The following is a 23,794-nucleotide window of genomic DNA, read 5'->3' on the forward strand; positions in this document are numbered from 1 at the left end:
ATTTTTAGACTAACATCACTCTTGGGCTTTCTTCGACTTTCGTAATTTGACACCCACAATATATTCCATGCCCAGTTCACGAATTTGATCTAAGTTGGCTTCACTAACCATTCCGCGGTCTCCCACTAGAATGACTTTCTGAATAGGATAGCGCTTCTTCAGATCTCCAACCACCATGCCAAATGTCTTCGTATCATGCATGTTTCCAGGGAAGACTTGATGCCCAATCGGAATCCCTGTTTTGGTCATTAATAAGCCAATCACGACTTGTTTTCGATCTCCACGATGATCTTTGGAGTAACCATAGTGAGCCAGCAGTTCGTCTGCTTCCTCTCCTTCGAAATAGGTGCTTGTCGTGTCGTAAAACACGATATCTACTTCTAATGAGGTTAAATCGGTTAAATGTCCATAAAGTTGTTCCTCAATTTTTTCTTTTTGTTCACTTAAGAAGTCTAATGCACGATAGTAGTGATGGAGTTGAATGTCTGAAAGACCTTCTGCATAAATCGTGTCGATCCATTGTTTGAAGATATAATGCTTACTATTGGGATCCATGAGACGGTTTAACACCATAGCAAAAATGGCTTCGTCATACTGAGAAGCAGCCTCGGAATCATCCATGATTTTACGTAATAGCCGACCAAGCCCTAACTTTTCCCATACCTTTCGGAACAGATAAACCGGCCCAAACTCTTTTGTCCAAAGCACGGAGACAGAAGAGGAAGAGCCTTGCCCGTGAATTCGGTCAAAGTAACGCTCTGAAAATTTGGCTAATCCCTCGATTATGTTATCGACAGAGCCATTCTCTAATAAATGTTCTAACCTCCCTAGATTACTAATTCATGTTTGATTTTACGTGTACCATAGTTTTTGCGGCTTTTCTGGAAAATTTCCAGAATGGCAGCTGTCAGTTCATCTTCTGCATTACTTTTTTCTTTTACTTCGTAATAATAGGTACTTCTTGGAAGTTGTAGGACATCGCACATTGCTGATATCGAGTATTTGTGTCTGTTATTCTTGATCACATTTACTTTTGTCCTAGTATCAGCGCGGCTTGCTTTAAACTATCATTCTCCATCAATAAACGCTTGTTTTCTTTTCGAAGCTGGATCAATTCATTTTCTTCTGGAGAACGATTGTCCTTTTCCTTAAATGAACCGGATGTTTTGCTTTGTTTGATCCATTTGTCCAAGGCTGAAGGCGTTAAATCATATTCACGAATAATATCTTTTCTTGGTTTCCCATTTTCATAAAGCTTGACCATTTGAGCCTTGAATTCTACAGTGAATGTTCGTCTGTTTCTCATTTTTAAACTCTCCTTAACTGTGGTAGTGTTGAAGTAGACCACCAAAACAGTGGGTTTGCGACGAAACTTGACATGGAGCCTCTGCGGGCATGCTTTCCCAGCCAAGAAGTCAGATGATGTGTTCATCTGTCTCGCCGACAAGGCTAGCATACCCGCCACTCCAAGTAAAGTTTCTAGTACGGATCCTTTATGTTTAATAAGCAGTATACCCAAATTTGGTGTTTAGTCTACTTGACCTTAATTTTATTGTCCAGTTAAGTGTAGCCGATTCAATCAATTATAATTCTTTTTAGAGTATTACTTAACCAAGTTGTGTCCATAAATCTATACTACAACTACTTAGTTATATTATTTCGGTATTTATTGTTTTACTTATATAATAAAACCAAGTCTTATATCTTCAGATGATTATGTAAATGCTTTAGAAATGGGTATTCAACCAGAGGAAGGTAGTCAATATAATGTTGCACCATTTATAAAAAACTTTATAGATACTTATGTATTAAAATTACATCCTGAAATAAAAGTGTTTTTAAAAGATCAAGTGTATATGAATTTTGATTGAGTGAATAAATATTTTAATTTAAATACCATCATTAGATTAGTGTTTCCAACAGCCAATGGACCAACTAGCAGTTGTTCTAGATGCATTGCTAAATGTGGCACTTGCTGACCTAGATAAATAAAAATGGAGAAAAGAGAATCGGTGTGAATTCAAATTCTCTTTTCTCCTTATTTTTAAACTAGTTTTGTCCGAACAATTCCTAAATTAAAAACATAACTGCAGCTGCAATCGCATCTCCGATTGGAACAGCATATGATTTTGGAACTCCCATATTAGAAAGTGATTGTTGAAGTATTGCACTTAAACGGGATTGTGTATAATCCTCAAGTTCGTTAATTTTCTTTTGTGCATCTGCAATACCTTTTGCGATTTTACTGCTATTATTCTTTAAATATTTCGCTGTATCAGCATCAAGATATTTTGTGATTTTTGATAATGCAGAACCACCATATCTTACAATTTGTTCGGCTACTTCTAAGCCCATTTTAATTAGCCATCCTGTTTTTCCTGCAGCTTCAACCTCATCCCCAATTTCATCGTCAGTAGTTACTGAATTTTGGATGTATTCTTCAGTAACAACTGAATTATTACTTTGTTGACTTTTTGGAGCTGCAAGACTAGCACTTGGAAGAGTGAATGTTACTAGTAGTGAAAATACTAATAAACATGCAAGAAATTTTCTTGACATTAAAACCACCCCTTCAAGATTATTACAAGATTATTAAATTATGAGTTTATAATCCCATAATTTGTATTATTTGTAAACTATTTTTAATTTTTACTAAATTTAATTGCCTTCGGAACATCAATAATCCCTTTGCCATAAAGTTTAGGGTTTCCAAAAGGTTTTTTAGATTTTAATAATATTTTTCTTAACTCCTCTACATCAAGATTAGGTTGACACTCCAATACTAATGCAGCGACACCACTAACATGTGGAGCAGCCATAGAAGTTCCGGTAGCTAAAAAATATAATCCACTTTGAACAGTTGTATAAACGTAATCTCCAGGAGCTGATATATCTATTCGTTTTCCTGTACTAGAATAAGACGCCCTTTCTCCATTCTTATCTACTGCCGCTACAGCAATTACCTCGTCATATGCTGCTGGATACGTAACAGTATCCACTTTTTTTGTTCCTCCCATATTCCCCGCAGAAGCAACCAACAATATATTATTTTCATATGCTTTTTGAATAGCATTTCTTAATACACTATTATCTATTGTTGTTTGTAAGCTAAAGTTTAGTATATCTATATCATTTTCAATAGCCCATTCTATACCAGCTACTACATCGCTTATTGACCCTTTTCCGTTTGATTTCAAAACTTTAATTGAATATAATTCCACATCTGGTGCAACACCTATAATTCCATAAGAATTATCTAAAGCTGCTATAATTCCAGCGACTTTAGTGCCGTGTCCATAGTCATCATAATAATTCCCATTATTACCCACTATGTTGATTCCACCGCTAACTTTCAAATCTTTATGAGGATTTATCCCTGAATCTATAATGCCGACTTTAACATTTTTACCAGTAATATCTATTTGATGAGCATAAGTAGAACCGATATAATCAATATTCCAAGGAATCAATTGTTCTTGAGGATCAATATCAATGAGCCCCCAATCAGTTTCATAAGCTTCATCAATTTCCACTTCGACATCTAACTCTATACTTACGATCTCGTTATTATCTTTAATTCTTTGTATAGTTTCTGAAGAAGCCTCTATTAATACTGAAGATGAAGTATTAAACTGCCGAATAATTTTTCCCTCTTTTTCTTTAATGTAATCCGTATCCACTTCTTCTTTAAAAGTCACAAAATATCGTTGCTCATGGTTATTATCAGCAAATGTTTTGGGTATATTAAAAGTAAAAAATATTAGTGACATTATAATTACAAGTAGCATCTTATTATTCATTTTTTACATCCCTTCCAATTTAATGTAAAAGTAGTATATCGTTACAGTTTTTTTGTTATATAATAATAACCGATAAAAGAAAAAAATTAAAGGAGGAGTATGATGTTTGAAAATAAATTAGCCGATGAAAATGCGGTAAAGCAATATGATGAAGTTTTAAAAAGTATTGATTCTTTGACAGAAGATGAGGCTAAAACTGTATTAAAACAGATTTATATGAGATTAGATATTGTTAAGAACGGAAACAAAGAATATAAAAGCGAACAATGTGTAAAAGATTTAATATCCCAATTTAAAGATTTTGTTAGAATTGAAAAAATAAAAAAAGAAAATAATAAATAAAACAAATAAAATTCGCATAATTTAATAACTCAGCTTTCGCAGTCCAAAATCTTGTTTAAATGCTTGATGTAAATGGTTTTGGGAAGTACAAAATTATCATTTGACATTTTTTAAAACATAAAGAAAGACACCTATTCTTTTGGTAAAATATTGGTGACGAAACCAAATCCAAAAGAAAGGTGTCACCACTATGATAACGAATAAAGACTACTTTGCGCAATTACCAAAAGAAATTAAACAAGGATTTTCCGAATTAAATATTGGATATCATTTAAGAAAAGCGAATATTACGAAACTTTCCGGGTATTCTTGTCTTACTGTTTTCAAACTGATTTTTCTTTTAGTCTTCCAATATAAGAACTGGTTTCGTGCTTTTATGAGTAAACGATCTCAGGATCTGCCCGGAAAGGATACAGTCTATCGCTTTTTAAATACACCAACCTATCATTGGAGAAAGTTTCTGCTTTCATTAAGCAGTGAAATGATCCGTCTGCTTCAACCATTAACTTCAAAAGATCGTGTCACAGCTTTTGTGATTGATGATTCTGTCTTTTCAAGAAACCGTAGTAAGTCGGTTGAACTGTTGGCTAAGGTTTTTGATCACTCTACCCATCAGTACTTGAAAGGGTTTCAAATGCTTACCCTTGGCTGGACCGATAGTTTTACTTTTATTCCCGTTGATTTTGCTCTTCTAAGTTCACCGAAAAAGGAAAATCGCCTGCAAGAAATCAATACCAATATTGATAAACGAACATCTGGCTATAAGCGTCGCCAGGAAGCTCTGAAATCAAAACCGGACGTGGCTTCAGCTTTACTTGATCATGCGCTTGAAAAAGGGATTATAGCTGACTATGTTCTCATGGATTCCTGGTTTACACAAGCGCCTTTAATTGAAATTTTACCGATGCCGGAGAGAAAACGTTTTGCGCATGATCAAGTGAACGCCTTATGGCAAGGAGACCTTTCTTACGGTCCGTATGTTCCAATCAATGGGAAGAAGAAAAGAACGTTTCTCATCGCTTACATCGATGATTGTTCACGCATCGTGCCATACGCTCAATTTTTCTCTTCCGAGAAATTTGATGGGCTGCGAGTCGTCACCAAAGAAGCGCTCATTCGGTATGGAAAGCCGAAAATGATTTACTCGGATAACGGAAAGATTTATCGTTCCGAAACTCTTCAGTATGCGTGTGCACAGTTAGGAATCACCCTCGTTCATACGCAGCCATATGACCCGCAAAGCAAGGGCAAAATTGAGCGCTTTTTCAAGACGGTGCAGACGCGTTTTTATCCGTTATTGGACATGAATCCGGTTCATTCACTCGAAGAGTTGAATGAACGATTTTGGAGATGGCTGGAGGAAGATTATCATCGTAACCCCCATGCATCGCTCAATGGAAAAACGCCTCATGAAATCTTTCTGTCTCAAAACCATACGGTTCAATTTCTAGAAGATCCGACGGTGTTGGATTCAATGTTTCTGAAACGCGAGTTTCGGAAAGTGAAGGCCGATGGAACGATTTCGCTCAACAATTGTACGAAGTGCCTCCTCGTTTCATTGGCCAATCCGTCGATATTCGTTACGATGACCATGGTGTATATGTATATGAAGATGGCAAGGAAGTCGCTCAAGCCAAACCTGTATGCCTGCATGATAACGCCCATGTGAAACGAAATCGGTCCCCGTTTTCGTTGAATACAGAATGGGCAAAGGGGGAAGAAGATCATGTATAAAACCTTCTACTCCCTTTCTCATGAACCCTTTTCGAAAGAAATGAAGCCGTCGGATGCCTATCTCGCTACTTCGTATCGAGAAGCATTGGCGGGATTGGATTATATCAAACGAACGAGAGGAATCGGTCTATTCATTGGTGAACCTGGATCTGGAAAAACGTTTACGTTACGAACGTTTAAAGAGTCGTTGAATCCATCGTTGTATCATGTCGTCTATTTTCCTCTTTCCACAGGAGGAGTGATGGATTTTTACCGAGGGCTTGCACTTGGGTTGGGAGAAGAGCCAAAATACCGGAAGGTCGATTTGTTTTATCAAATTCAGCAAGGAATCGAACGATTGTACACCGAACGAAGAATCACTCCTGTCTTGATTTTGGATGAGATGCATCTGGCTAAAGATGCCTTTCTGCAAGATCTTGCGATTTTGTTTAATTTTCAAATGGATTCGACGAATCCATTTGTCTTGATTTTAGCTGGCCTTCCGCATTTACAAACGCGACTTCGGCTCAACCAGCATCGGCCGTTGAATCAACGTATCATCATGCGATATCAAATGGGGCCATTGACGAAAGAAGAAGTTGGTCAATATATAGAACAGCGAATGAAAATGGCGGGAGCGAAGATTCCGATTTTTACTCCAGCAGCGCTAGAGGCCATCGCTTTACAATCTCAAGGATGGCCAAGAGTGATCAATACCCTAGCCACGACTTGCCTCTTGTATGGATACCAAATGAAAAAAGAACAGATCGATGAAGAAATCGTTCGAATGGCGGCAGAGGAACATCATCTTTACTAAGTAAGCGTCAAATCTTGCACACCTTCTTGATGTGCTAATTTCATGAGATAATCTCCTCAAGATGAAATTGAAGGAGGTTTTTTTATGCCTAAGAATCCTGAATTACGAAAGGTTTGGGAACAACGAATCGCTGACTATCGTAAAAGCGGTCAAACTCAAGTAAACTGGTGCAAGGAAAATCAATGGAGTATTCACCAGTTTAAATACTGGTTAAGAAAAATTGAAAATCCAATAAAAAATCAAGGAAAGTCTACAAAATGGGCATCCGTTACCCTAGAAGATCATTCACAAACAGTTGAAAATTCATTACGGATTGAAATTAGTGGGATTTCAATTGAAGTAAAACCTGGTTTCGATCCGGCCTTTCTTTCAGAAGTGGTTAGGACGTTGAAATCAACATGTTAGTTGGTACAAGAGCTGAACGAGTTTACTTGGCAAAAGGAAGTACTGATTTGAGAAAATCCATTGATGGATTAGCTGCTTTGGTGAAAGAGGGATTTGATTTAGATCCCTTTTCATCAAGCTATTTTGTGTTCTGTAATCGAAAGCGAGATAAATTAAAAATTCTTCACTGGGACTATAATGGTTTTTGGCTTTATTATCGTCGATTGGAAAAAGGAAAATTTCAATGGCCAAATGAAAATGACACTGGAACGATACAAATTAGTTATCGGCAATTACGCTGGTTATTGGATGGTCTTGCAATGGAGCAAAAGAAAGCACACCCAGAAGTAAAGGCTAGAACAGTTATATGAATTTTTTACTTTTAACAAAAACCTTGGAGGAAAATAGCTAAAACCGTCGAATTATTACTACATGATGAAAAATTTAAAGAATCCTAACCAAAACCCATTTGAATTAATTGAAAAACTTCAACAGCAAATCGTTGAATTGACGGCGAAATTACAATGGTATGAAGAACAGTATCGTCTTAGTCAAAAACGAAAATTTGGCTCTTCAAGCGAAAAAACAAATCCTAATCAATTAGAACTACCTTTATTCAATGAAGCAGAGGTAGAGTCTAATGTAAAAGCCGAAGAGCCAACTGTTGAAACAATTACATATCGTCGTAAAAAGAAACGTGGTCAACGTCAAGCTACGTTTGAAAACCTGCCTATGGAAACGATTGAATATCGTTTACCCGAAGAAGAGCAGGTCTGTTCGTGTTGCGGTGAAAAAACACACGAAATGAGCACAGAAGTACGACAAGAATTAGTGATTATTCCGGCTCAAGTCAAAGTTTTAAAACACGTTCGATATGTCTATGGATGCCGTCATTGTGAGCGTAATGAAATAGAGACACCAATCGTTACAGCACCTGCCCCAAAATCTGTGTATCCAAAAAGTTTAGCTTCACCGTCAAGCATGGCATATATTATGAATCAAAAATATGTAGAGGGGCTACCTCTATATCGCCAAGAACAACAGTTCAAACGATTAGGTGTGATCTTATCCAGGCAAACCATGGCCAATTGGATGCTTTATGGTGCCGAAAAATGGCTTGCGCCAATTTATCAACGAATGAAAGAGCATCTCCTCTCTAAAGACATTCTACATGCGGATGAAACAACTGTTCAGGTTTTACATGAACCTGGAAGGTCAAGCACATCGAAATCTTACATGTGGCTTTATCGGACTGGAAGAGAGGATCCACCACTTGTCCTTTATGACTATCAGGAAACTAGAGCAGGAGAACATGCCAAAGAATTCCTAAAAGGGTTTAAAGGATACCTGCATGTCGATGGATATGCAGGATACCATAAGGTATCCGGCGTAACATTAGTTGGATGTTGGGCTCATGCCCGCAGAAAGTTCGATGAGGCTTTAAACGTACTTCCTGAATCCAAACGTCATTCAGCAGTCACAGCTCGGGAAGGACTCAATTTCTGTAATCAGCTATTTGCCATCGAGCGTGATTTGAAAGAATGTACACCAGAAGAACGATATAAAAAACGACTTAAACACAGCCAACCATTGTTGGAGGCTTTTTCAGCATGGCTAAAAACAGAGAAAAGCAATGTTTTACCAAAGAGTCTATTAGGTCAAGCCATTACATACTGCCTCAACCAATGGGAAAAACTCGTGGCATTTTTAGAGGATGGACGATTAGAAATCGATAATAATCGAAGTGAACGATCCATTAAACCATTTGTGATCGGAAGGAAGAACTGGATTTTTAGCAATACTCCGAAAGGAGCTAAGGCCAGCTCAATCATTTACAGTATTGTGGAGACAGCAAAAGAGAATAAATTAAATCCATTTTATTATCTTCGCTACTTATTTGAAAGGCTTCCCAATATGGATATAAGCAATATGGATGAGCTTGATCAACTACTTCCTTGGTCCAAAACAATTCCTTTGAATTGTCGGGTTTTTAATAACTTATCACAATAATAGTATTTAATCCCTATCATTAAAAGGTGGGGATTATTTTACGCTTACTTTACTAAGCGATCGGAGCTCTTTGTACGGAGGGTTCCATTTTTTTCGAAGAGGGGCGGAAAAATCATCGAAAAACGACCGGAAAAATGTGCAAAGAACCTGGGGAAAATCGCAAAATCTAAAATAATCCGCAAAAAAAATTGCACATTATTTCAGAAAACGAACCAAAATAATTTGAAAAAGTCAGCCTGAAATAATGTGCAAATTTACATGTACAGGTAAAACTTATAAAAATCAGGTTGCTTAACCATGCCCTTCATCAGCTTTCCGCATTGTAGTTGGTAGAATGAAATCCGTCAAGGAAAGCACTTGACCGCTTCCATCTACCAACTTAGTGGTCTGCAAGCTGACGAAGGAGCTACTCTAGATTGAGTATCAATCTCGCTAACTTATTTCCGGAATTGTGTGAACATCACAGAATATGGTGATGAGACTAACAATATTCAATTCTTCCAAATCTATGCCTAACTCTTTTATTTTATTTTCATATTCAGTTCGTGTCATTTTTTACCAACCTCCTTTATTTTGTAATATACCGATATCCTCTAAAGCTTTCACATTTATTGGAGTGTTAATTTGTTTCGCACCACCCGTAGTTATTATTTCACCGTTTTTTTCCCATGGAGCTGCTTCCCCCATAACACCATATGTTGAGTCTATTTCTTTTTCTTTACACAAAGCTACCAATTTAGGATTTGATTGAAAAGCTTTATATTGAGAATACCAATTGGCAATAACATTTTCAGTAATATGAGGATTATTTGTTCCATTCTTTATATTTAATTTATCAATAATAGAATTTATTTTGTTAACAGAATATTCTGGATGGTCAATACTAAAATTTTTAATAGCATCTATTGCATCTTTATAGTACGTTTTATCAAAATAATAGGTGTTCCTCGCATACTCATTTCAATATAACAAATAGAACGTTCACTTTGTGTACTATGATAACCATTTTCTACCACACCTAAATTGTTGCCAAAAGGACTTCCAATTCTATCTAGTTCACTTGGAATTAATATTTCTCCAGTTTCTTTATTAAATACACCAATTGCAGTATCTTTATTCAAATCTGGAAAACTTGGCCAGTCAATATCTGGCCATTCTCCCCAATTAGAATAATCAGCATTTTTTATCACTCTAACATCATTTAAAACATTAAAATTTATTTTTTGTTCCGGTGTTAACTTATTGAAGTTAGCTTTCATAATTTCAATCTTTTCAGCATTAGATAACGTTTCATTACACCAAACATTATCTCTGAGATATTTATTGAAATTATCTTGTGCCTCTTTCCCTATACCTTCAAATGATTCACAAACATATTTTTCTAATTTAGGATCTATAGTACTTTCGCCTTTTCCCGTACCCTTAATGTTATATTCGAAGCCATCGTTGTTAACTTTATTCCCCCCAACATTTTTTACAAAGAAGTGCTATTTTTCAAAGTCTTTCGTTGCTCATTCCGTCATCAACCCTTAGACCGATTGGGACCGGCCCATGTCGAGATACCGCGATAATAAAGAAAAAGCTGAGGTTCTATGAATTAAGACTTCATATTTTAGTGTTTATGATAAATTAAATCAGTTTCGTAACTATCACCGCTGTAATTATTTTTTTAAATACAATCTCTTTAATTCTTCTGTTTCTTCTTTCTTTAATTTTAAATTGTAATGTGAAATGATCTTTTTCATTAAGGAGTCAAATTGCTTTAAATAAAAGCCATAATTATAAATTATCACAAATGCACTTGTCAATCTTTTGTTTCGGACAATTGGGATTATATTATTCTCAAGAGACAAGTAAAAAACATCACAACGATCGTCATTTATTTTATCAATATTTATTTTTCCAATTTCTTTTCTATACAAAGAAAAATAATTTTTCCCTATATGATCTTCAAGGATTTTATTTGCTTTATTAACATCTTCTCCTATATTTCGCAGCATTTTTCTTACGCTATTACTTGGTTTATCTTGATTAAAGTAACTATACACAACTATATAAAATGCCAATTGGCCAAATTCCGAATCGGCATATTGTCCAATCAAAAATTCTTTATTTCTTTGGACTTCATATAATCTCATTTTTTTGTTGACAATATCAGTTTTACATCTTATAGACATATCGAAATACACATTGTCTTTATCATAATTTTTTTGATAGACAGAAACTTCTTTTAACGATTGGTTATCATTTTCAACGATAAAAAGATTAGGATCCTTCTTTAAGAGTTCAAGCACATTCATCATGGACTCCACTTCCTTACAGAAACAAGTTCAATTAAATCTTCTTCAATTAATTCATTAATTGTATAAGGTTTCCCATTTTCATGGTATTTTACAAATTGTGTTCCCCCGCCTGGTCTGCCAAACCAAGGCGCAGCTTTACCAGATTTAACACTAAAGTCTTCCAATACTCTATAAACGTAATAGTTTGCTTCGTCACTATGCAATGCGAGCGCTCTCTCTTCATACGGAACACCCTTTGGAGAAAAGAAGCCTCCAGTTGGTTCTCCATATCTATCTATTAACATTCCTTCTTTCAGGATTGTGTCAACCGGTTCTTCTGCGAATCCATCATTTGGAGGCCATATTACTTCTCCAGTTTCTTGATTATAATATTTTGGATTATCATATACATCTTTATATTTAAGGTACTTTTCCTCACTGGGTGGATACATCCATTTTTCAATTTTCGCTTTATCACCTGGACTTAAACCTTTTGAATTATCTTTAATTTCTTTTATGTCCTCCAAATTCACCCCATCGACCTTGCTCAAGTATGCCCGGATTTTGTTTTCCACCGCATGCGTATTTTCCGCCGGAACCTTAACATCCCCAACCCCTTCCATGGCGAATCCCATTTGCCGGTCAGGGATCGCATTTTTCAGATTTGTTATGGCGTTGTCTACGAATCGGCCGACTTGCAACGCACCGTTTGCTGCGCCGATTTTCAAATGCTGCGGCACTTCTAATTCATTAGCCTCCTACTCGATGTTTAGTAAATTCCCACCTTGTGAAAATCAGAGTATGACTGATTTCTTATGTGTTATAGTTTTAACTCTACTTTTTGGCACCCAATCCATAAATGTATCTCGATCTTTTCTGTCTAGATCTAACTCAACTCCTATTGTAACATCAGATGTAGCAACAAGATATTCATTAACATTTTCATTTAATATTTGCACCTCTAGTCCATCAATCACTCCAATAAGTTCTATTTCATAAATATCTTCTATCTCATTCTGTTCAACTTCTTTAATATACACTCTAGGGAGATTACTAATGTCATAATTATCTGGATATTTTTTTTCGTTAAACCCCTTATCTAAATTTGTTGCATTATAGCTAATTAACCTAACTTTATTCTCTATTAATCTAGCCTTATAGTCCTCACCTTTATATTTGGCATATAATCCTTTTTTCAAAATAATCCCTCCAGTAATTATTGTATCGGAACAAATCTACCAACGTCTTCATCATATATAGCGCGTAAAAATTCTTTTCCATTGATTACTTCATACAATTCAGCCCCATCTTTTGGAGCAAAGTAACCTTTAAATTTCCATTCAGGAACTCTCATTTATCCACAAATCCCAACTTTAACGATTCTGGATCCTACTTATTATTATTAGATTTCCATCCATATTACGAGTCATTTCATATTCTTTTCCCTTATAAGTGGCGAAACGGCCTTTTCTGATCATGTTTATTCACCTCGGTAATTTGATAGGATTGTCTATTTATGGAAAAAAGGGGTGTCTAATAAGTCGTTTTTACGGCTTATTGACACCCCCATTAATGTTTTAGAAAAGTTGATATATCGGTGTTTATGATTTTTTGTTTTCAATGGCGATTTGACTTTCTGGACAGCCCTTCAAAAATTCTGTCGATCCCTCTATTAAAAAATTTTATGCTCTACCACATTTATTGACAGAAAATATTTTATGTTTCTATTACTTAAATACCTTATTGTTCTTGCTAATCTTAAAATAACAACTTTACTGTTATAAACCTTTTTATAAAGTTATCAAGGGCATCACTTTCATTATTAAATATTACTTCCGAACCTGTTACAATATTGGCTCTTTATTATCATGGATAACATAAAAAGGATTCAAAAGCCCCTCTTCTCTGAACCATTTATTACGGTCAAATTTAATTTCCATTAATTATTAATTTTATTTCAACGACATGGAATAGCTTAGAAGCTTTGGATAAGTAGTGCGGTCAAATTAAAATGTTTATTTTCTATCTACCTATTTTTCCCATCGTTATCATATATAAAAATTTGAAAATTTGATTCTCATTTCCCCTTTCGATAATTGAAAAATTTTGTCTTTCATCCACATTATATAAGATCCAATTATCACCTTCTAAGTAGCAACCTGTTGAAAATGGTACATTGGTTTTTCTACCAATAACAATATTCAATTCTTCCAAATCTATGCCTAACTCTTTTATTTTATTTTCATATTCAGTTCGTGTCATTTTTTACCAACCTCCTTTATTTTGTAATATACCGATATCCTCTAAAGCTTTCACATTTATTGGAGTGTTAATTTGTTTCGCACCACCCGTAGTTATTATTTCACCGTTTTTTTCCCATGGAGCTGCTTCCCCCATAACACCATATGTTGAGTCTATTTCTTTTTCTTTACACAAAGCTACCAATTCAGGATTTGATTGAAAAGCTTTATATTGAGAATACCAATTGGCAATAACATTTTCAGTAATATGAGGATTATTTGTTCCATTCTTTATATTTAATTTATCAATAATAGAATTTATTTTGTTAACAGAATATTCTGGATGGTCAATACTAAAATTTTTAATAGCATCTATTGCATCTTTATAGTACGTTTTATCAAAATAATAGGTGTTCCTCGCATACTCATTTTCAATATAACAAATAGAACGTTCACTTTGTGTACTATGATAACCATTTTCTACCACACCTAAATTGTTACCAAAAGGACTTCCAATTCTATCTAATTCACTTGGAATTAATATTTCTCCAGTTTCTTTATTAAATACACCAATTGCAGTATCTTTATTCAAACCTGGAAAACTTGGCCAGTCAATATCTGGCCATTCTCCCCAATTAGAATAATCAGCATTTTTTATCACTCTAACATCATTTAAAACATTAAAATTTATTTTTTGTTCCGGTGTTAACTTATTAAAGTTAGCTTTCATAATTTCAATCTTTTCAGCATTAGATAACGTTTCATCACACCAAACATTATCTCTGAGATATTTATTGAAATTATCTTGTGCCTCTTTCCCTATACCTTCAAATGATTCACAAACATATTTTTCTAATTTAGGATCTATAGTACTTTCGCCTGTTCCCATATCCTTAATGTTATATTCGAAGCCATCGTTGTTAACTTTATTCCCCCCAACATTCACCCCATCGACCTTACTCAAGTATGCCCGGATTTTATTCTCCACCGCATGCGTATTTTCCGCCGGAACCTTAACATCCCCAACCCCTTCCATGGCGAATCCCATTTGCCGGTCAGGGATCGCATTTTTCAGATTTGTTATGGCGTTGTCTACGAATCGGCCGACTTGCAACGCACCGTTTGCTGCGCCGGTTTTCAAATGCTGAGGCATTTCCTTCGCCCATGCTTTCGCATTTCGAATGCGGGCAACGATGTCTTTTTCAGCATGGACAACCATGTCGCAGGCACGTAGTGATTTTTGCTGGAAGCCCGTTTTTAACCCCGTTAATAATTGAAGATCACTTGCTTCTCTTAGAGGTGAAAAGCGGGCGGCGCTGCTGAATCTAGAAAGCGCGCTGACGCCAGGGACGATATCCAATGGAGCGAGGACACCACGGAATACTCTTTCGCCTGTTTCTAGTTCCCTCCCTGAAATCCAGTCTTTTCCGGAAACGGCCGAGCTTAATTCCAGTGTACCATAGGCCATGCCCAATGCCATCCCTGCTGGCGGACAAATAAATGAGACGCCGACAATCACGACGAGCGCCGCTATTTGCCCCCAGAATTCTTTGTTCATTTGCCCGTCTTTGATCGATTCATACTGAAAGGCGTAGGAATTCAATGCATTCTTTATGTATTCTTTTTCCGAAAAGTCCTGGTGGGGATTCAGTTCTTTCCATGAGGCGTATTCCCGTTCCATCAGCCTGGCATAGTAGTTGCTGCCGCTGAACAGATCTTCTAGTCCGACCTCGGCTTTTGGCACTTCGATCGTCTCTTGTGTGCCATAAGTTCCTGGAACGACGATTATTTCTTTAACACCGATGTGGTTTTTCGTCTTGATCTCTGATATCGATAAGTTGCGCATCGCTTCGACAAAAGCATCGATATCTTGATAAAACGGCTCATCGATCGTACGGTCGACAATATCTCCGACACGGCCGCTAAAGCGGTGCAGGACGAGATAATCTTCATATAATTGTTGATATTGGCTTTTGCGGTCCGTGTGGGTGAAAGAGATGACACCGTCGCTATCATATTTGGCGATGTCTGATTGGGCGTCTTCCAAAAGATCACTGATATCTTTTAAGTTGTCGATCATGCCTTTTCCCCATGCACCGAGGCCGATCAGATCGCCAATGCCTTTCTTGGTCCTTTCCCATTCGGAAGGTATATATTTGACATCCATCCGATTATACCTCCAATTTTGCTATAATCTGTTCCGCAATTTGTTGGTCCACTTCCATCATGGTTAATAAAATGTCCATTACTAACGTTGCTGCACGACTGTAATGATCGTACAAATCCATGATCTTTTCATTCGCTTCATCGTATACAGCCATCGCTTTCATCGCTTTGCCCGCCGTATAGTAATCAAGGCTGCTTAGTTTTTTTATATTGGGAATTGCCGTTTCCTCTAATTCCGAAAGAATTCTGTTCAAATAATTAAAAACAGTCGTGATTTCATCCGGATTGACATCAATGGTGCCGGATCCTCCTCCGCCCATATTCGCGTTAGCCATGCGCTTTTGCCTCCTTATAAGGAAATTCCAATTCGTCAAAGAGCAGTTTCAGAAACCAATATTGGCTTGCATGGTAGTATTTCTTTTGTGGGATATCCACCATAATCAGATTTTGATCTTTCGTAAAAATCATCCACTGCTGATAGAATTTCGGATTGTCAGGCTCCATCGGCCGTTCAGTCATATGAAAGAATTCAAGATTCATAAACATTTTTTCCGGTTCAAAACTTTCTACTTCTCGCCTTTCTTCATGGGTTAGTTCACGCTTTAAAAAAGTTTTTTCAAGCGGCGCCGGTTCTCTTGACATTAACGGAAACTGTTCGCTTAGCAATTTGAGAACAAAAGCTTTGGCCATGATCCTTAATTGGTATAAGTTATTTTCTAGTTCCACCAAAACGATCAGCTTGTCATTTGTTTTCTCGAAGAAAGCAAACATTAAATTATTAATTCGCACATATTTTTCACTTTGAGCATAATGTTCCAGTGCTTGAATGACCAAGGCCCCCGCCTCTGTGATTTTGCCGGCAGAATCTAATATTTGTTTTTCTTTTAAGCGTTCGTGAGCTTCTTTAAAAACTTCTTCTCCCTTTAATTGGTAAATTTGTTTATCCGGGAGGCCGAATATCGTATTGCATCCAAAAGCCGCAGCCAACAAATATAATTCCGGTACGTTAAAAGCATCGCGAGCAACGTTCATAAGTTTCTCACTTCTTTAACTGATGGATCGTTCAAAAAGTCATGGAAATAACTTTCCAAATTATTCAGGGCTTTTGTCTGTTTCGCTGCAGCCTTTTCCATCTCTTGATGATATTTGTGTATAATCTCGAGATAGGTAAGAAATGCGTCTCGTGATTTTCCACTCCACCCCGCCGAGTGAATATAGGAAATTAATTGGCTGCATGTGTTCTTCGTGTTTCTAATCGACTCTTCAAGCGCTTTTGCCGTTTCTTTCGCTTCATTTACTTTGGCACCGTTGATTTTAACGCTTCCCATATAACCGCTCCATCCTTTCTTTCCGTTCTCTTTCCTCTCTTTCCGCTCTCTCCCTCGCTTCTTTAATGGCTAAGTTTTTATAGTAAATGTATCTTTCGTATGCCTTATTTTTGGCGGACACAAGAGAGCTTCTTTTCTGCTTTTCCAGTTGGAAATATTTATTCAGCTTCTGATTGAGTTCTTGCCGCTTAGGTTCGAAGTCGTTTGATGGAATGTCTGAGATGGATAAATGAGCTGCTTTTCCTACATAGCTTTCGTAGATTCCTTCTGCTTCCAAAACATTTTGATCATAATCCGAAAGTGCATCATGAAGTTTTTCGTAAAGCTTATGGTAATCATCTCTTTTTTTCTCCGTCGCCGTTTTGAACCAATCAAACATGTTCGCTCACTTCCTCCTTTGTACGATATGGCGCGGCGATTTTAATTTTTACCGCTTTTCCATATCGGATATAATAAGCTTCGTAAGGCGGCAGGTTCTTTTCCTTATACGGCCGATTCATCACTTCCAAAATATTTTGGTCGGCAACCCTGCCAATCAACACACCCGTTTTTTGTTTTTTGATCATAGTGGAAATGTCATCATACATTCTTTCAATTCTTCCCGGGATTCCGCCAATAATGAAATAGATTCCAAGTCTTGCTCCCGTTTCCATCAGCTTTGCAAGCGTTGACTGCGACAGCGCCGACATCGTTTCAACGACAAAGGAGGCATCGGTGATTAAAACAACGAGCGGACGGATTTGGTTCTTAAAATCGCGTATGGTCGCTCGCCCGTTTGTTTCCAACTGGATTTGGCGAAATGCGTCTTCCCTTGCCTCGTATAGTTCTTGAATTTTGGCTACAAACAAATCCATTGAAGCTCCATTATCCGCATACAAATTGACATGGTTTTGATACAATTGGAATGCTGCTGCAGCATTATCCAACAAACCGACATCAATGTGCTCATTGAGCGAAATGCTGGATAGAAGAGTTAAATACGTTTGTTCCACTGCATCAGCCATTTCTCCTAAAATTAATGTATTTTGGTCTTCAACAACCTGTAGTGCTACAGGCTCTACTTCTTCAAAATCCACCGCAAATGGAATGCCTCCTGACGCCAACATATCTTTTGCCTTCGGATGTTTAATGAATACAGAAAATTCAACCACTTCTGGAACCATTGGAATTGGAGCCGGCGTTTTGCCTTTCCACGCTTCACGCATACCTTTGCTCTCCGTTTGGATTCCCTCAATGATTTGCAGCGTATCTTCGCCTTTTACAGGCAAAGCTGTTTGAAAAGCAGTTGGCTGATCCAATTTGATTAGGCCGCGGCCTGGTATTTCCTCAATCGATAAATCCGTTCTCCCTACAATATTGCGAACTTCTGTAGCATCTATCATAAACAAGGCAATCTGATGTTTAATATTGGCGAGGAGAGGCGCTCTTAACGCGCTTTGCCTTCCTGCGCTGATGGCAAGATGTATACCGACGCTGACGCCTTCCCTTGCAACTTGCGCGACCATATTCTCAAAATCATCCTTATAAGAAGAGTCTAAAACGGAATCATACGTATCGATTATGAGTAGAATCGCCGGAACGTTTTCGCCGATTGCCTTTTCGTACATGCGAATGTTGGCAACTCCGTATTTACTTAATTTCTGCTTGCGCTCCTTCATCTCGTTTCGTAAGCGGCGAATAAGCTTAGCCATTTTCACTTCGTCATCTGCCATAATGGTGTCGGCGACATGGGGCAAATCTTTCAATGGCAACAAACCGTTAGTTCCTAAATCGATTAAATACATATGAACTCTTTCGGGGTTATACTGTCTGGCAATATCCACTGCCAAAGTCTGCAAAAAGGTTGATTTCCCATAGCCTGGGCTGGAATAAACAGCTAAATGTCCATCCTTCTCCAAATTCAAGGTTAATGGCTTTTGCTCTTGCATTTCCGGCAAATCTAAAAAGCCGATGGTCGCTTCAAGCCCTTGCTTCTCTTGATACCAAGCTTCTGTATATTCTACTTGATGCAGCTCCGTTAAATAGATCTTCTCTTCTAACGGCGGCAGCCACGGTCTTGGCAATTCTTCCACACCGATTTTTTCAGCGTAGGCGTTGATCCAGTCGACGACAGCTTCGAGTTCAGTCGGGACTTTTACTATTTCTTTGCGGTTGGAAAGGCCGCTTAAATCCTGAGAAATCGGCTCATATTGGCCAAGCTCGTTTATCGCGTAAATCGTCGTGTCCAAAAGGTCTTGGTCCTCCTGATCCGGAACATAATTTGCGCCGCTCCATGCGCTTTGAAATAGTTCGTAAATTTCATTGTTGCCGACTTGCAGGTAGGCGCGTCCCGGCAAGGTGATTTCAGCGGCGTCCGGTGTTTTTAAAATTTCCATCGAGTCGCTTGTGTTTTGGACTTTGAGTGCCAGTTTAAATTTCGAGTTGGACCAAATTTGATCGTCGACAACCCCGCTCGGTTTTTGCGTTGCCAATATCAGATGGATGCCGAGCGAACGACCGATGCGGGCGGTCGAGACAAGTTCTTTCATGAAATCCGGCTGCTCCGCTTTCAGTTCGGCAAATTCGTCTGAGATCAGGAATAAATGCGGCATCGGCTCTTTCGCTTCGCCCGTTTTATATAACTTCTGGTATTGGTTGATATGGTTGACGTTATGCTCTCCAAACAAGCGCTGGCGCTTCTTTAGTTCGGCTTTGATCGAGGCAAGCGCGCGCATCGACTGGACACCGTCAAGGTTTGTGATGGTGCCGAGCAGGTGCGGCAGCTTCCGGAACAGATTCGCCATCCCGCCGCCTTTATAGTCGATCAGCAAAAATGCAACTTCATGCGGATGGAAATTAACGGCAAGCGAGAGAATATAAGATTGAATGATTTCAGATTTCCCCGAACCCGTCGTCCCGGCGATCAGCCCGTGCGGTCCGTGCGCTTTTTCATGGAGGTTCAACTGGACAATATCCTCTTTTCCCCGCAGTCCGATCGGTACTGCCAGGCTTTTATATGCTTCGTTTCGTGCCCAGCGTTCTTCAATCCCGAGCTCCTCAACCTTTTCCACGCCGTACATTTCAAGGAAAGTCACGCTTTCCGGAATGGAATTTTTCAAGTTTTGCAGGTGGTTTAAAGGAGCCAAAGCACGGGAAATGTCTTCTTTGTTAAAACCGTCCGGGAAGTGATCTGGAACAAACCGTTTGTTTACCAATTCGCCGTTTTCGATAATGATGTTGCCATAGTGGGCATCGCGTATATCAATCACCGTTTTTACATGCTCAGGCAATGACTGCATGACATCTTCCACAAACACGAGCGAAACACCAAGTTCGATTGGATCTTCATTAAAAAACTCCATGATCGTATGGTCTAAAATCAGCTTTTCATCTGTAATAAAAATGACAAAATGCGGTGAAAAATAGATATTCTCATTTTTGTTCGCTTTCTCATCAATTGTTAATTTTCTTTCCTTTAAAATTTGATAGAGCGAATTGAGAACCTGGTCGCGAGATCGCTCGTGGTATATAAAACCTCTAATATTTAAATCACGCAAACTGGCATGCGGCAGCCAGCGCATCCAAGCCCATTGTTGCTTTTCTTCCTCCGGGAATATCGTCACAAATTGAACATCGTGATAACTGTGAAATAAGGCTGTTTGCATGACGAGCATTTGCAGCTGTTCCAACACAAGACGGCGCTGACCAATATATCCCACTGGCCCATTTAACAAGGACGTTACAATCGGAACATCATGCAATTTTAAAAATTGTGATCGAAGGCTGCGCGCCTCCTCGACCAGTTCATCTTTATCCTGTGTAAATTCTTCCATGCTGAATTCGATGTCAAAGCTGGCATCCACTGTCCCTGTTCCAACGCGATACATTAAAAAGTCATGGTGAAACCTCGTCTTTTCGTAAATCCGCGAGTCCACCCTTAAGGCCATATCACGGATTTGCTCCACACTTGGGTAGTGATAGTTTAAGGCATGGCGCTGTTCTTCACTTGCTTGATACAATTCATGTGTTTTTTGCTTCAAATAATCCCGGTAGCTCTCCTCCCGTTCTTTCATATCCAATCGATATTGCCGCAAGCTTTTCACATAAGAGGTGATGGAAAAAATAACTGTGACAATCGTCATAGACAGCATCACAATTAAATAAATGCCGCTTCGCTGAAAAAAGGAAACGAGTACGAAGGCTGCAATCATGACTAGCGGCGGAACAATGACACGGGCAAGTTGTTCACTCGGTTTGCTTGGCTTGCTGGATGGTTTAGCAATTTTCCGTTTATCTTCCGGAACACGGTAAATAATGCGCGGTGAACGGTGATAATCAGGATAATCCGCGTTATACTTGCTTTGTGCGCTATATAATGGCACCAATTTAGATATATAGGGTTCGGAGGCCAATATCTCCAAACGATCTCTGGTCACTCTGACCATTACACCGGCAAAAAAAAGCTCATCCCCCGCTTCAATCTTCACTTCTTCTCCATCCACAAATGTATAGTTATGATAGACAGTGCCCTGATAGACAGCCATTTGAAAAGAGTCTCCCAATTGATCACGGAACAATACGAAATCAATAGCAGTATTGGGAATCTGCACATCATCATACGTATTTTTGCCAAAGGTAATGTTCAATTTATTGGAAATGTCATAGTAGTGCCAATCATTATGCTCCGTAAGGTATATTTCCAGCGGAATATTGTTTATCTGTAATGAAATGGCACCATTTATCAATGATTTATTTTCAACCTTGCATGTTTCACCATCCCAATCCACCCAAATGGTGTCGGATAAACCGCGAAAGGTAATAGTGTCAGACCATTGGCCGCCGATTGATACTCTTTTCGGTTCATGGTCATGTAAATGGCATTTATGCAATTGTTTATCATAACTCACCAGTAATAATCGTTGTGCCATCTCTTTCTCCCTCTCTACATGCAATTAAGAAAGACGCATGCCTTTTTTTCCAGTAAGCGAAATGATTGGGGTACATGAATCGTAACGTTTAATTCTTTAAAACTAAAAATCAGCTGAACTATTAAAATGATAGCCGCTCATAAATGCAGGCAAGATCCCCTCATTTCGTTTCTTCTGTTTGGTTTTGTTCAGGAACCTTTTTCTCCGTTCGATCTGTCTGTGTCCCCTTTGCTTGATCGGTTACTTGTTGTTCTGCAGCTGCCGGCGCGGATCCACCCGTTTCTTCAGTTGGATTGGCTTTCTCCGGATCCGTCACAAACAAAGATTCCAGACCATATTTTTCTCCATACGATTTTAACTTCTCTTCATATTGTTGCACCTGGTTTTGCCGTTCGGTTCCACTTAAGTTTGGATCATTTTTTGCCTTCTCAATTTTTTTAATATAGCCGTACATGATTAACACCGGATCATCGAGATACATCGCTAAATCAAGTGATTTATCCAAATCTCCGCGGCCATTGTAAATCCAATACAATAAGTAGTTAGGATCGCTTTTTAAGCTAATATTATTCATAATGGTGTCTTTTTCTTCATCGCCCAGATTTTCGGATTTAACATATGAATAGGCCAATATATATTTTCCCGAATCTGGCAATTTTTCAGGATTGACACTTTCGAGATCTGAAATGACTTCTGAATAATCCTTGGATAAAAAAGCCCTATGCGCTTCCAAAAGGTGCTGCTGAAACGGCAGCTTAAAAAAGCCGAAGTATACAACAGGAACAGCCAAAATGACTGCAGCTGCGATCATGGCAATGGATAAACGTTTAAATAGCTGAAATCTTTTTTTTGGAACGATTTGCATATTTTTCTCTGTTTCGCGCTTTTCCTTGCGATACTGATTGTGTAAAAATTCAACAAAGTCATCAAAATGATCAATTTCACTGATTTGACGTTCAAACTCGGTATCTTTTGCATTTTTCCATGAACCTGCATATAGTTCATCGAAATTATATTTTTTTGAAAATAGGGCGATACTCAAGCATTTATATTGCAGCAGGAAGGTTTCGTCGTTGATCTCATAGGGGGGTAGCACCTGTCGAATGCCTCTGTAAACCAAAAAAGGTATAAGATTATCGTCAAATATGAGATTATGTGGATGCAGGAAGAACGTAATTCGCGTATCTAAAATTTTTCTGAAACGGGCCAGATTGCACAGCAATCGCAACTTGTCACTTCGCCCCAAGCTTTGAATGGTTTCCCAATGGTTCATATTGGAATCAACTATAAATTGGAAAGTGAGAACCTCTTCCCCGTCCTCCACTTCTACCGGAACAAACTGGTCTGTATTCTCCTTCATCAGAGCCAATTCACGAATATCTTTCACGCGGGTCTGCGATTTTGCCAGTTCTAATTTCCATTGATTGTTTTCAATAAAAAAATGATAAGACACGGAATCCATTTTAATTGTTTTTTCCTTCATGATTTCTGACTCCTTTTCAACGTTACACAGGCTATAATAAAAAGCATGGTTCTTGTTCTATAAAACAAGTAAAATATCTCCATTCGCCACTGGGAACTCGCTAATCTGGTCGTCATCCGCCAGTAAAAGTTCTTTAGTCGGGATTTTTACCGCAAAAAGGGAATAATTAGGGAGTTCGAGCCTTAAAGATTCATTCAAGTTCGACAGCAGCTGTTTTATCGGCTGATGTGCCGGTATCCTCACATCATATCGGCCTTTCCCCCATTTACTAAAATCAACGGTCACATTGATATGCGTTTCAACGGGCATTCCTGATCTCCCC

23 protein-coding genes and 2 pseudogenes are annotated in these 23,794 nt (G+C 38.1%); 6 read left to right on the forward strand and 19 right to left on the reverse strand.

What is annotated here, in order from left to right; all coding sequences use genetic code 11:
• Nucleotides 1-15 precede the first annotated feature (15 nt).
• The 4 genes and pseudogenes from NSU19_RS16290 to NSU19_RS16305 form a co-directional block, all read right to left on the reverse strand.
• The gene (locus NSU19_RS16290; RefSeq protein ID WP_094244503.1) at nucleotides 16-621 is read right to left on the reverse strand and encodes an IS1634 family transposase; all 606 of its coding nucleotides are present in this window, start codon (nucleotides 619-621) and stop codon (nucleotides 16-18) included.
• Nucleotides 622-845: 224 nt separating this feature from the next.
• Nucleotides 846-1,306: pseudogene (locus NSU19_RS16295) on the reverse strand (transposase); the annotation flags it as partial.
• A 764-nt stretch (nucleotides 1,307-2,070) separates the two neighbouring features.
• On the reverse strand, nucleotides 2,071-2,559 hold the full coding sequence (locus NSU19_RS16300) for a hypothetical protein (RefSeq protein ID WP_062678576.1): 489 nt from the start codon (nucleotides 2,557-2,559) through the stop codon (nucleotides 2,071-2,073).
• An 83-nt stretch (nucleotides 2,560-2,642) separates the two neighbouring features.
• Entirely contained in the window at nucleotides 2,643-3,800 is a 1,158-nt protein-coding gene (locus NSU19_RS16305) for a S8 family peptidase (RefSeq protein ID WP_066251638.1), read from the reverse strand.
• A gap of 102 nt (nucleotides 3,801-3,902) precedes the next feature.
• Between NSU19_RS16305 and NSU19_RS16310 the strand changes: the two genes are divergently transcribed.
• The 6 genes and pseudogenes from NSU19_RS16310 to NSU19_RS16335 all read left to right on the forward strand — a co-directional run bounded on the left by NSU19_RS16310 (nucleotide 3,903) and on the right by NSU19_RS16335 (nucleotide 9,066).
• Nucleotides 3,903-4,142 (forward strand): hypothetical protein, encoded by a 240-nt coding sequence (locus tag NSU19_RS16310; protein ID WP_062678573.1) that lies wholly within the window; start codon nucleotides 3,903-3,905, stop codon nucleotides 4,140-4,142.
• 190 nt (nucleotides 4,143-4,332) lie between these two features.
• A pseudogene (locus NSU19_RS16315) lies at nucleotides 4,333-5,876 on the forward strand (transposase).
• Nucleotides 5,869-6,672: an AAA family ATPase gene (locus NSU19_RS16320; RefSeq protein ID WP_044748971.1), complete on the forward strand. Its 804-nt coding sequence runs from the start codon at nucleotides 5,869-5,871 to the stop codon at nucleotides 6,670-6,672. The pseudogene NSU19_RS16315 and the gene NSU19_RS16320 overlap by 8 nt, the downstream one beginning before the upstream one ends.
• Nucleotides 6,673-6,756: 84 nt before the next feature.
• On the forward strand, nucleotides 6,757-7,077 hold the full coding sequence (locus tag NSU19_RS16325; protein WP_003352856.1) for a hypothetical protein: 321 nt from the start codon (nucleotides 6,757-6,759) through the stop codon (nucleotides 7,075-7,077).
• A complete protein-coding gene (gene tnpB, locus NSU19_RS16330; protein WP_003352857.1) occupies nucleotides 7,071-7,427 on the forward strand; it encodes an IS66 family insertion sequence element accessory protein TnpB in 357 nt (118 codons plus the stop codon). Before NSU19_RS16325 ends, tnpB begins: the two co-directional genes overlap by 7 nt.
• A gap of 61 nt (nucleotides 7,428-7,488) precedes the next feature.
• Nucleotides 7,489-9,066, forward strand: coding sequence for an IS66 family transposase (locus NSU19_RS16335; RefSeq protein ID WP_094245431.1), 1,578 nt, complete (start codon nucleotides 7,489-7,491; stop codon nucleotides 9,064-9,066).
• A gap of 555 nt (nucleotides 9,067-9,621) precedes the next feature.
• On the opposite strand, the gene NSU19_RS16340 is transcribed toward NSU19_RS16335, so the two are convergent.
• From NSU19_RS16340 to NSU19_RS16410, 15 genes are all read right to left on the reverse strand, one after another.
• Entirely contained in the window at nucleotides 9,622-9,792 is a 171-nt protein-coding gene (locus tag NSU19_RS16340) for a hypothetical protein (protein ID WP_157727863.1), read from the reverse strand.
• Nucleotides 9,793-9,968: 176 nt separating this feature from the next.
• Entirely contained in the window at nucleotides 9,969-10,325 is a 357-nt protein-coding gene (locus NSU19_RS16345; protein ID WP_094244501.1) for a hypothetical protein, read from the reverse strand.
• Nucleotides 10,326-10,727: 402 nt separating this feature from the next.
• Nucleotides 10,728-11,369, reverse strand: a complete 642-nt coding sequence (locus NSU19_RS16350) for a hypothetical protein (protein WP_066251020.1) — start codon at nucleotides 11,367-11,369, stop codon at nucleotides 10,728-10,730.
• Nucleotides 11,366-12,088 (reverse strand): TNT domain-containing protein, encoded by a 723-nt coding sequence (locus tag NSU19_RS16355; protein ID WP_066251017.1) that lies wholly within the window; start codon nucleotides 12,086-12,088, stop codon nucleotides 11,366-11,368. The genes NSU19_RS16350 and NSU19_RS16355 overlap by 4 nt, the downstream gene beginning before the upstream one ends.
• A 54-nt stretch (nucleotides 12,089-12,142) precedes the next feature.
• Complete coding sequence (locus NSU19_RS16360; protein WP_066251015.1) at nucleotides 12,143-12,547, reverse strand: hypothetical protein; 405 nt, start codon at nucleotides 12,545-12,547, stop codon at nucleotides 12,143-12,145.
• 17 nt (nucleotides 12,548-12,564) lie between these two features.
• Nucleotides 12,565-12,702 carry a hypothetical protein gene (locus NSU19_RS16365; protein WP_158640224.1) on the reverse strand — a complete coding sequence of 46 codons (138 nt, stop codon included), beginning with the start codon at nucleotides 12,700-12,702 and terminating at the stop codon, nucleotides 12,565-12,567.
• Between the two features lie 668 nt (nucleotides 12,703-13,370).
• Nucleotides 13,371-13,610 carry a hypothetical protein gene (locus NSU19_RS16370; protein WP_066251013.1) on the reverse strand — a complete coding sequence of 80 codons (240 nt, stop codon included), beginning with the start codon at nucleotides 13,608-13,610 and terminating at the stop codon, nucleotides 13,371-13,373.
• A 3-nt stretch (nucleotides 13,611-13,613) separates the two neighbouring features.
• A complete protein-coding gene (locus tag NSU19_RS16375; protein WP_339197405.1) occupies nucleotides 13,614-15,755 on the reverse strand; it encodes a hypothetical protein in 2,142 nt (713 codons plus the stop codon).
• Nucleotides 15,756-15,759: 4 nt separating this feature from the next.
• A complete protein-coding gene (locus NSU19_RS16380; protein WP_066249523.1) occupies nucleotides 15,760-16,089 on the reverse strand; it encodes a hypothetical protein in 330 nt (109 codons plus the stop codon).
• Entirely contained in the window at nucleotides 16,082-16,786 is a 705-nt protein-coding gene (locus NSU19_RS16385) for a DUF5081 family protein (protein ID WP_066249519.1), read from the reverse strand. The genes NSU19_RS16380 and NSU19_RS16385 overlap by 8 nt, the downstream gene beginning before the upstream one ends.
• Entirely contained in the window at nucleotides 16,783-17,082 is a 300-nt protein-coding gene (locus tag NSU19_RS16390) for a WXG100 family type VII secretion target (RefSeq protein WP_066249517.1), read from the reverse strand. The genes NSU19_RS16385 and NSU19_RS16390 overlap by 4 nt, the downstream gene beginning before the upstream one ends.
• The gene (locus tag NSU19_RS16395; protein WP_339193342.1) at nucleotides 17,069-17,461 is read right to left on the reverse strand and encodes a chorismate synthase; all 393 of its coding nucleotides are present in this window, start codon (nucleotides 17,459-17,461) and stop codon (nucleotides 17,069-17,071) included. The genes NSU19_RS16390 and NSU19_RS16395 overlap by 14 nt, the downstream gene beginning before the upstream one ends.
• Complete coding sequence (gene essC, locus NSU19_RS16400) at nucleotides 17,454-21,989, reverse strand: type VII secretion protein EssC (RefSeq protein ID WP_339197407.1); 4,536 nt, start codon at nucleotides 21,987-21,989, stop codon at nucleotides 17,454-17,456. The genes NSU19_RS16395 and essC overlap by 8 nt, the downstream gene beginning before the upstream one ends.
• Nucleotides 21,990-22,149: 160 nt before the next feature.
• On the reverse strand, nucleotides 22,150-23,472 hold the full coding sequence (gene essB, locus NSU19_RS16405) for a type VII secretion protein EssB (protein WP_339197410.1): 1,323 nt from the start codon (nucleotides 23,470-23,472) through the stop codon (nucleotides 22,150-22,152).
• A gap of 57 nt (nucleotides 23,473-23,529) precedes the next feature.
• Nucleotides 23,530-23,781: an EsaB/YukD family protein gene (locus tag NSU19_RS16410; protein ID WP_066249503.1), complete on the reverse strand. Its 252-nt coding sequence runs from the start codon at nucleotides 23,779-23,781 to the stop codon at nucleotides 23,530-23,532.
• Nucleotides 23,782-23,794 lie beyond the last annotated feature (13 nt).

The sequence above is a fragment of the Aeribacillus sp. FSL k6-2211 genome, assembly GCF_037966125.1.
Lineage (GTDB): Bacteria > Bacillota > Bacilli > Bacillales > Aeribacillaceae > Aeribacillus > Aeribacillus composti.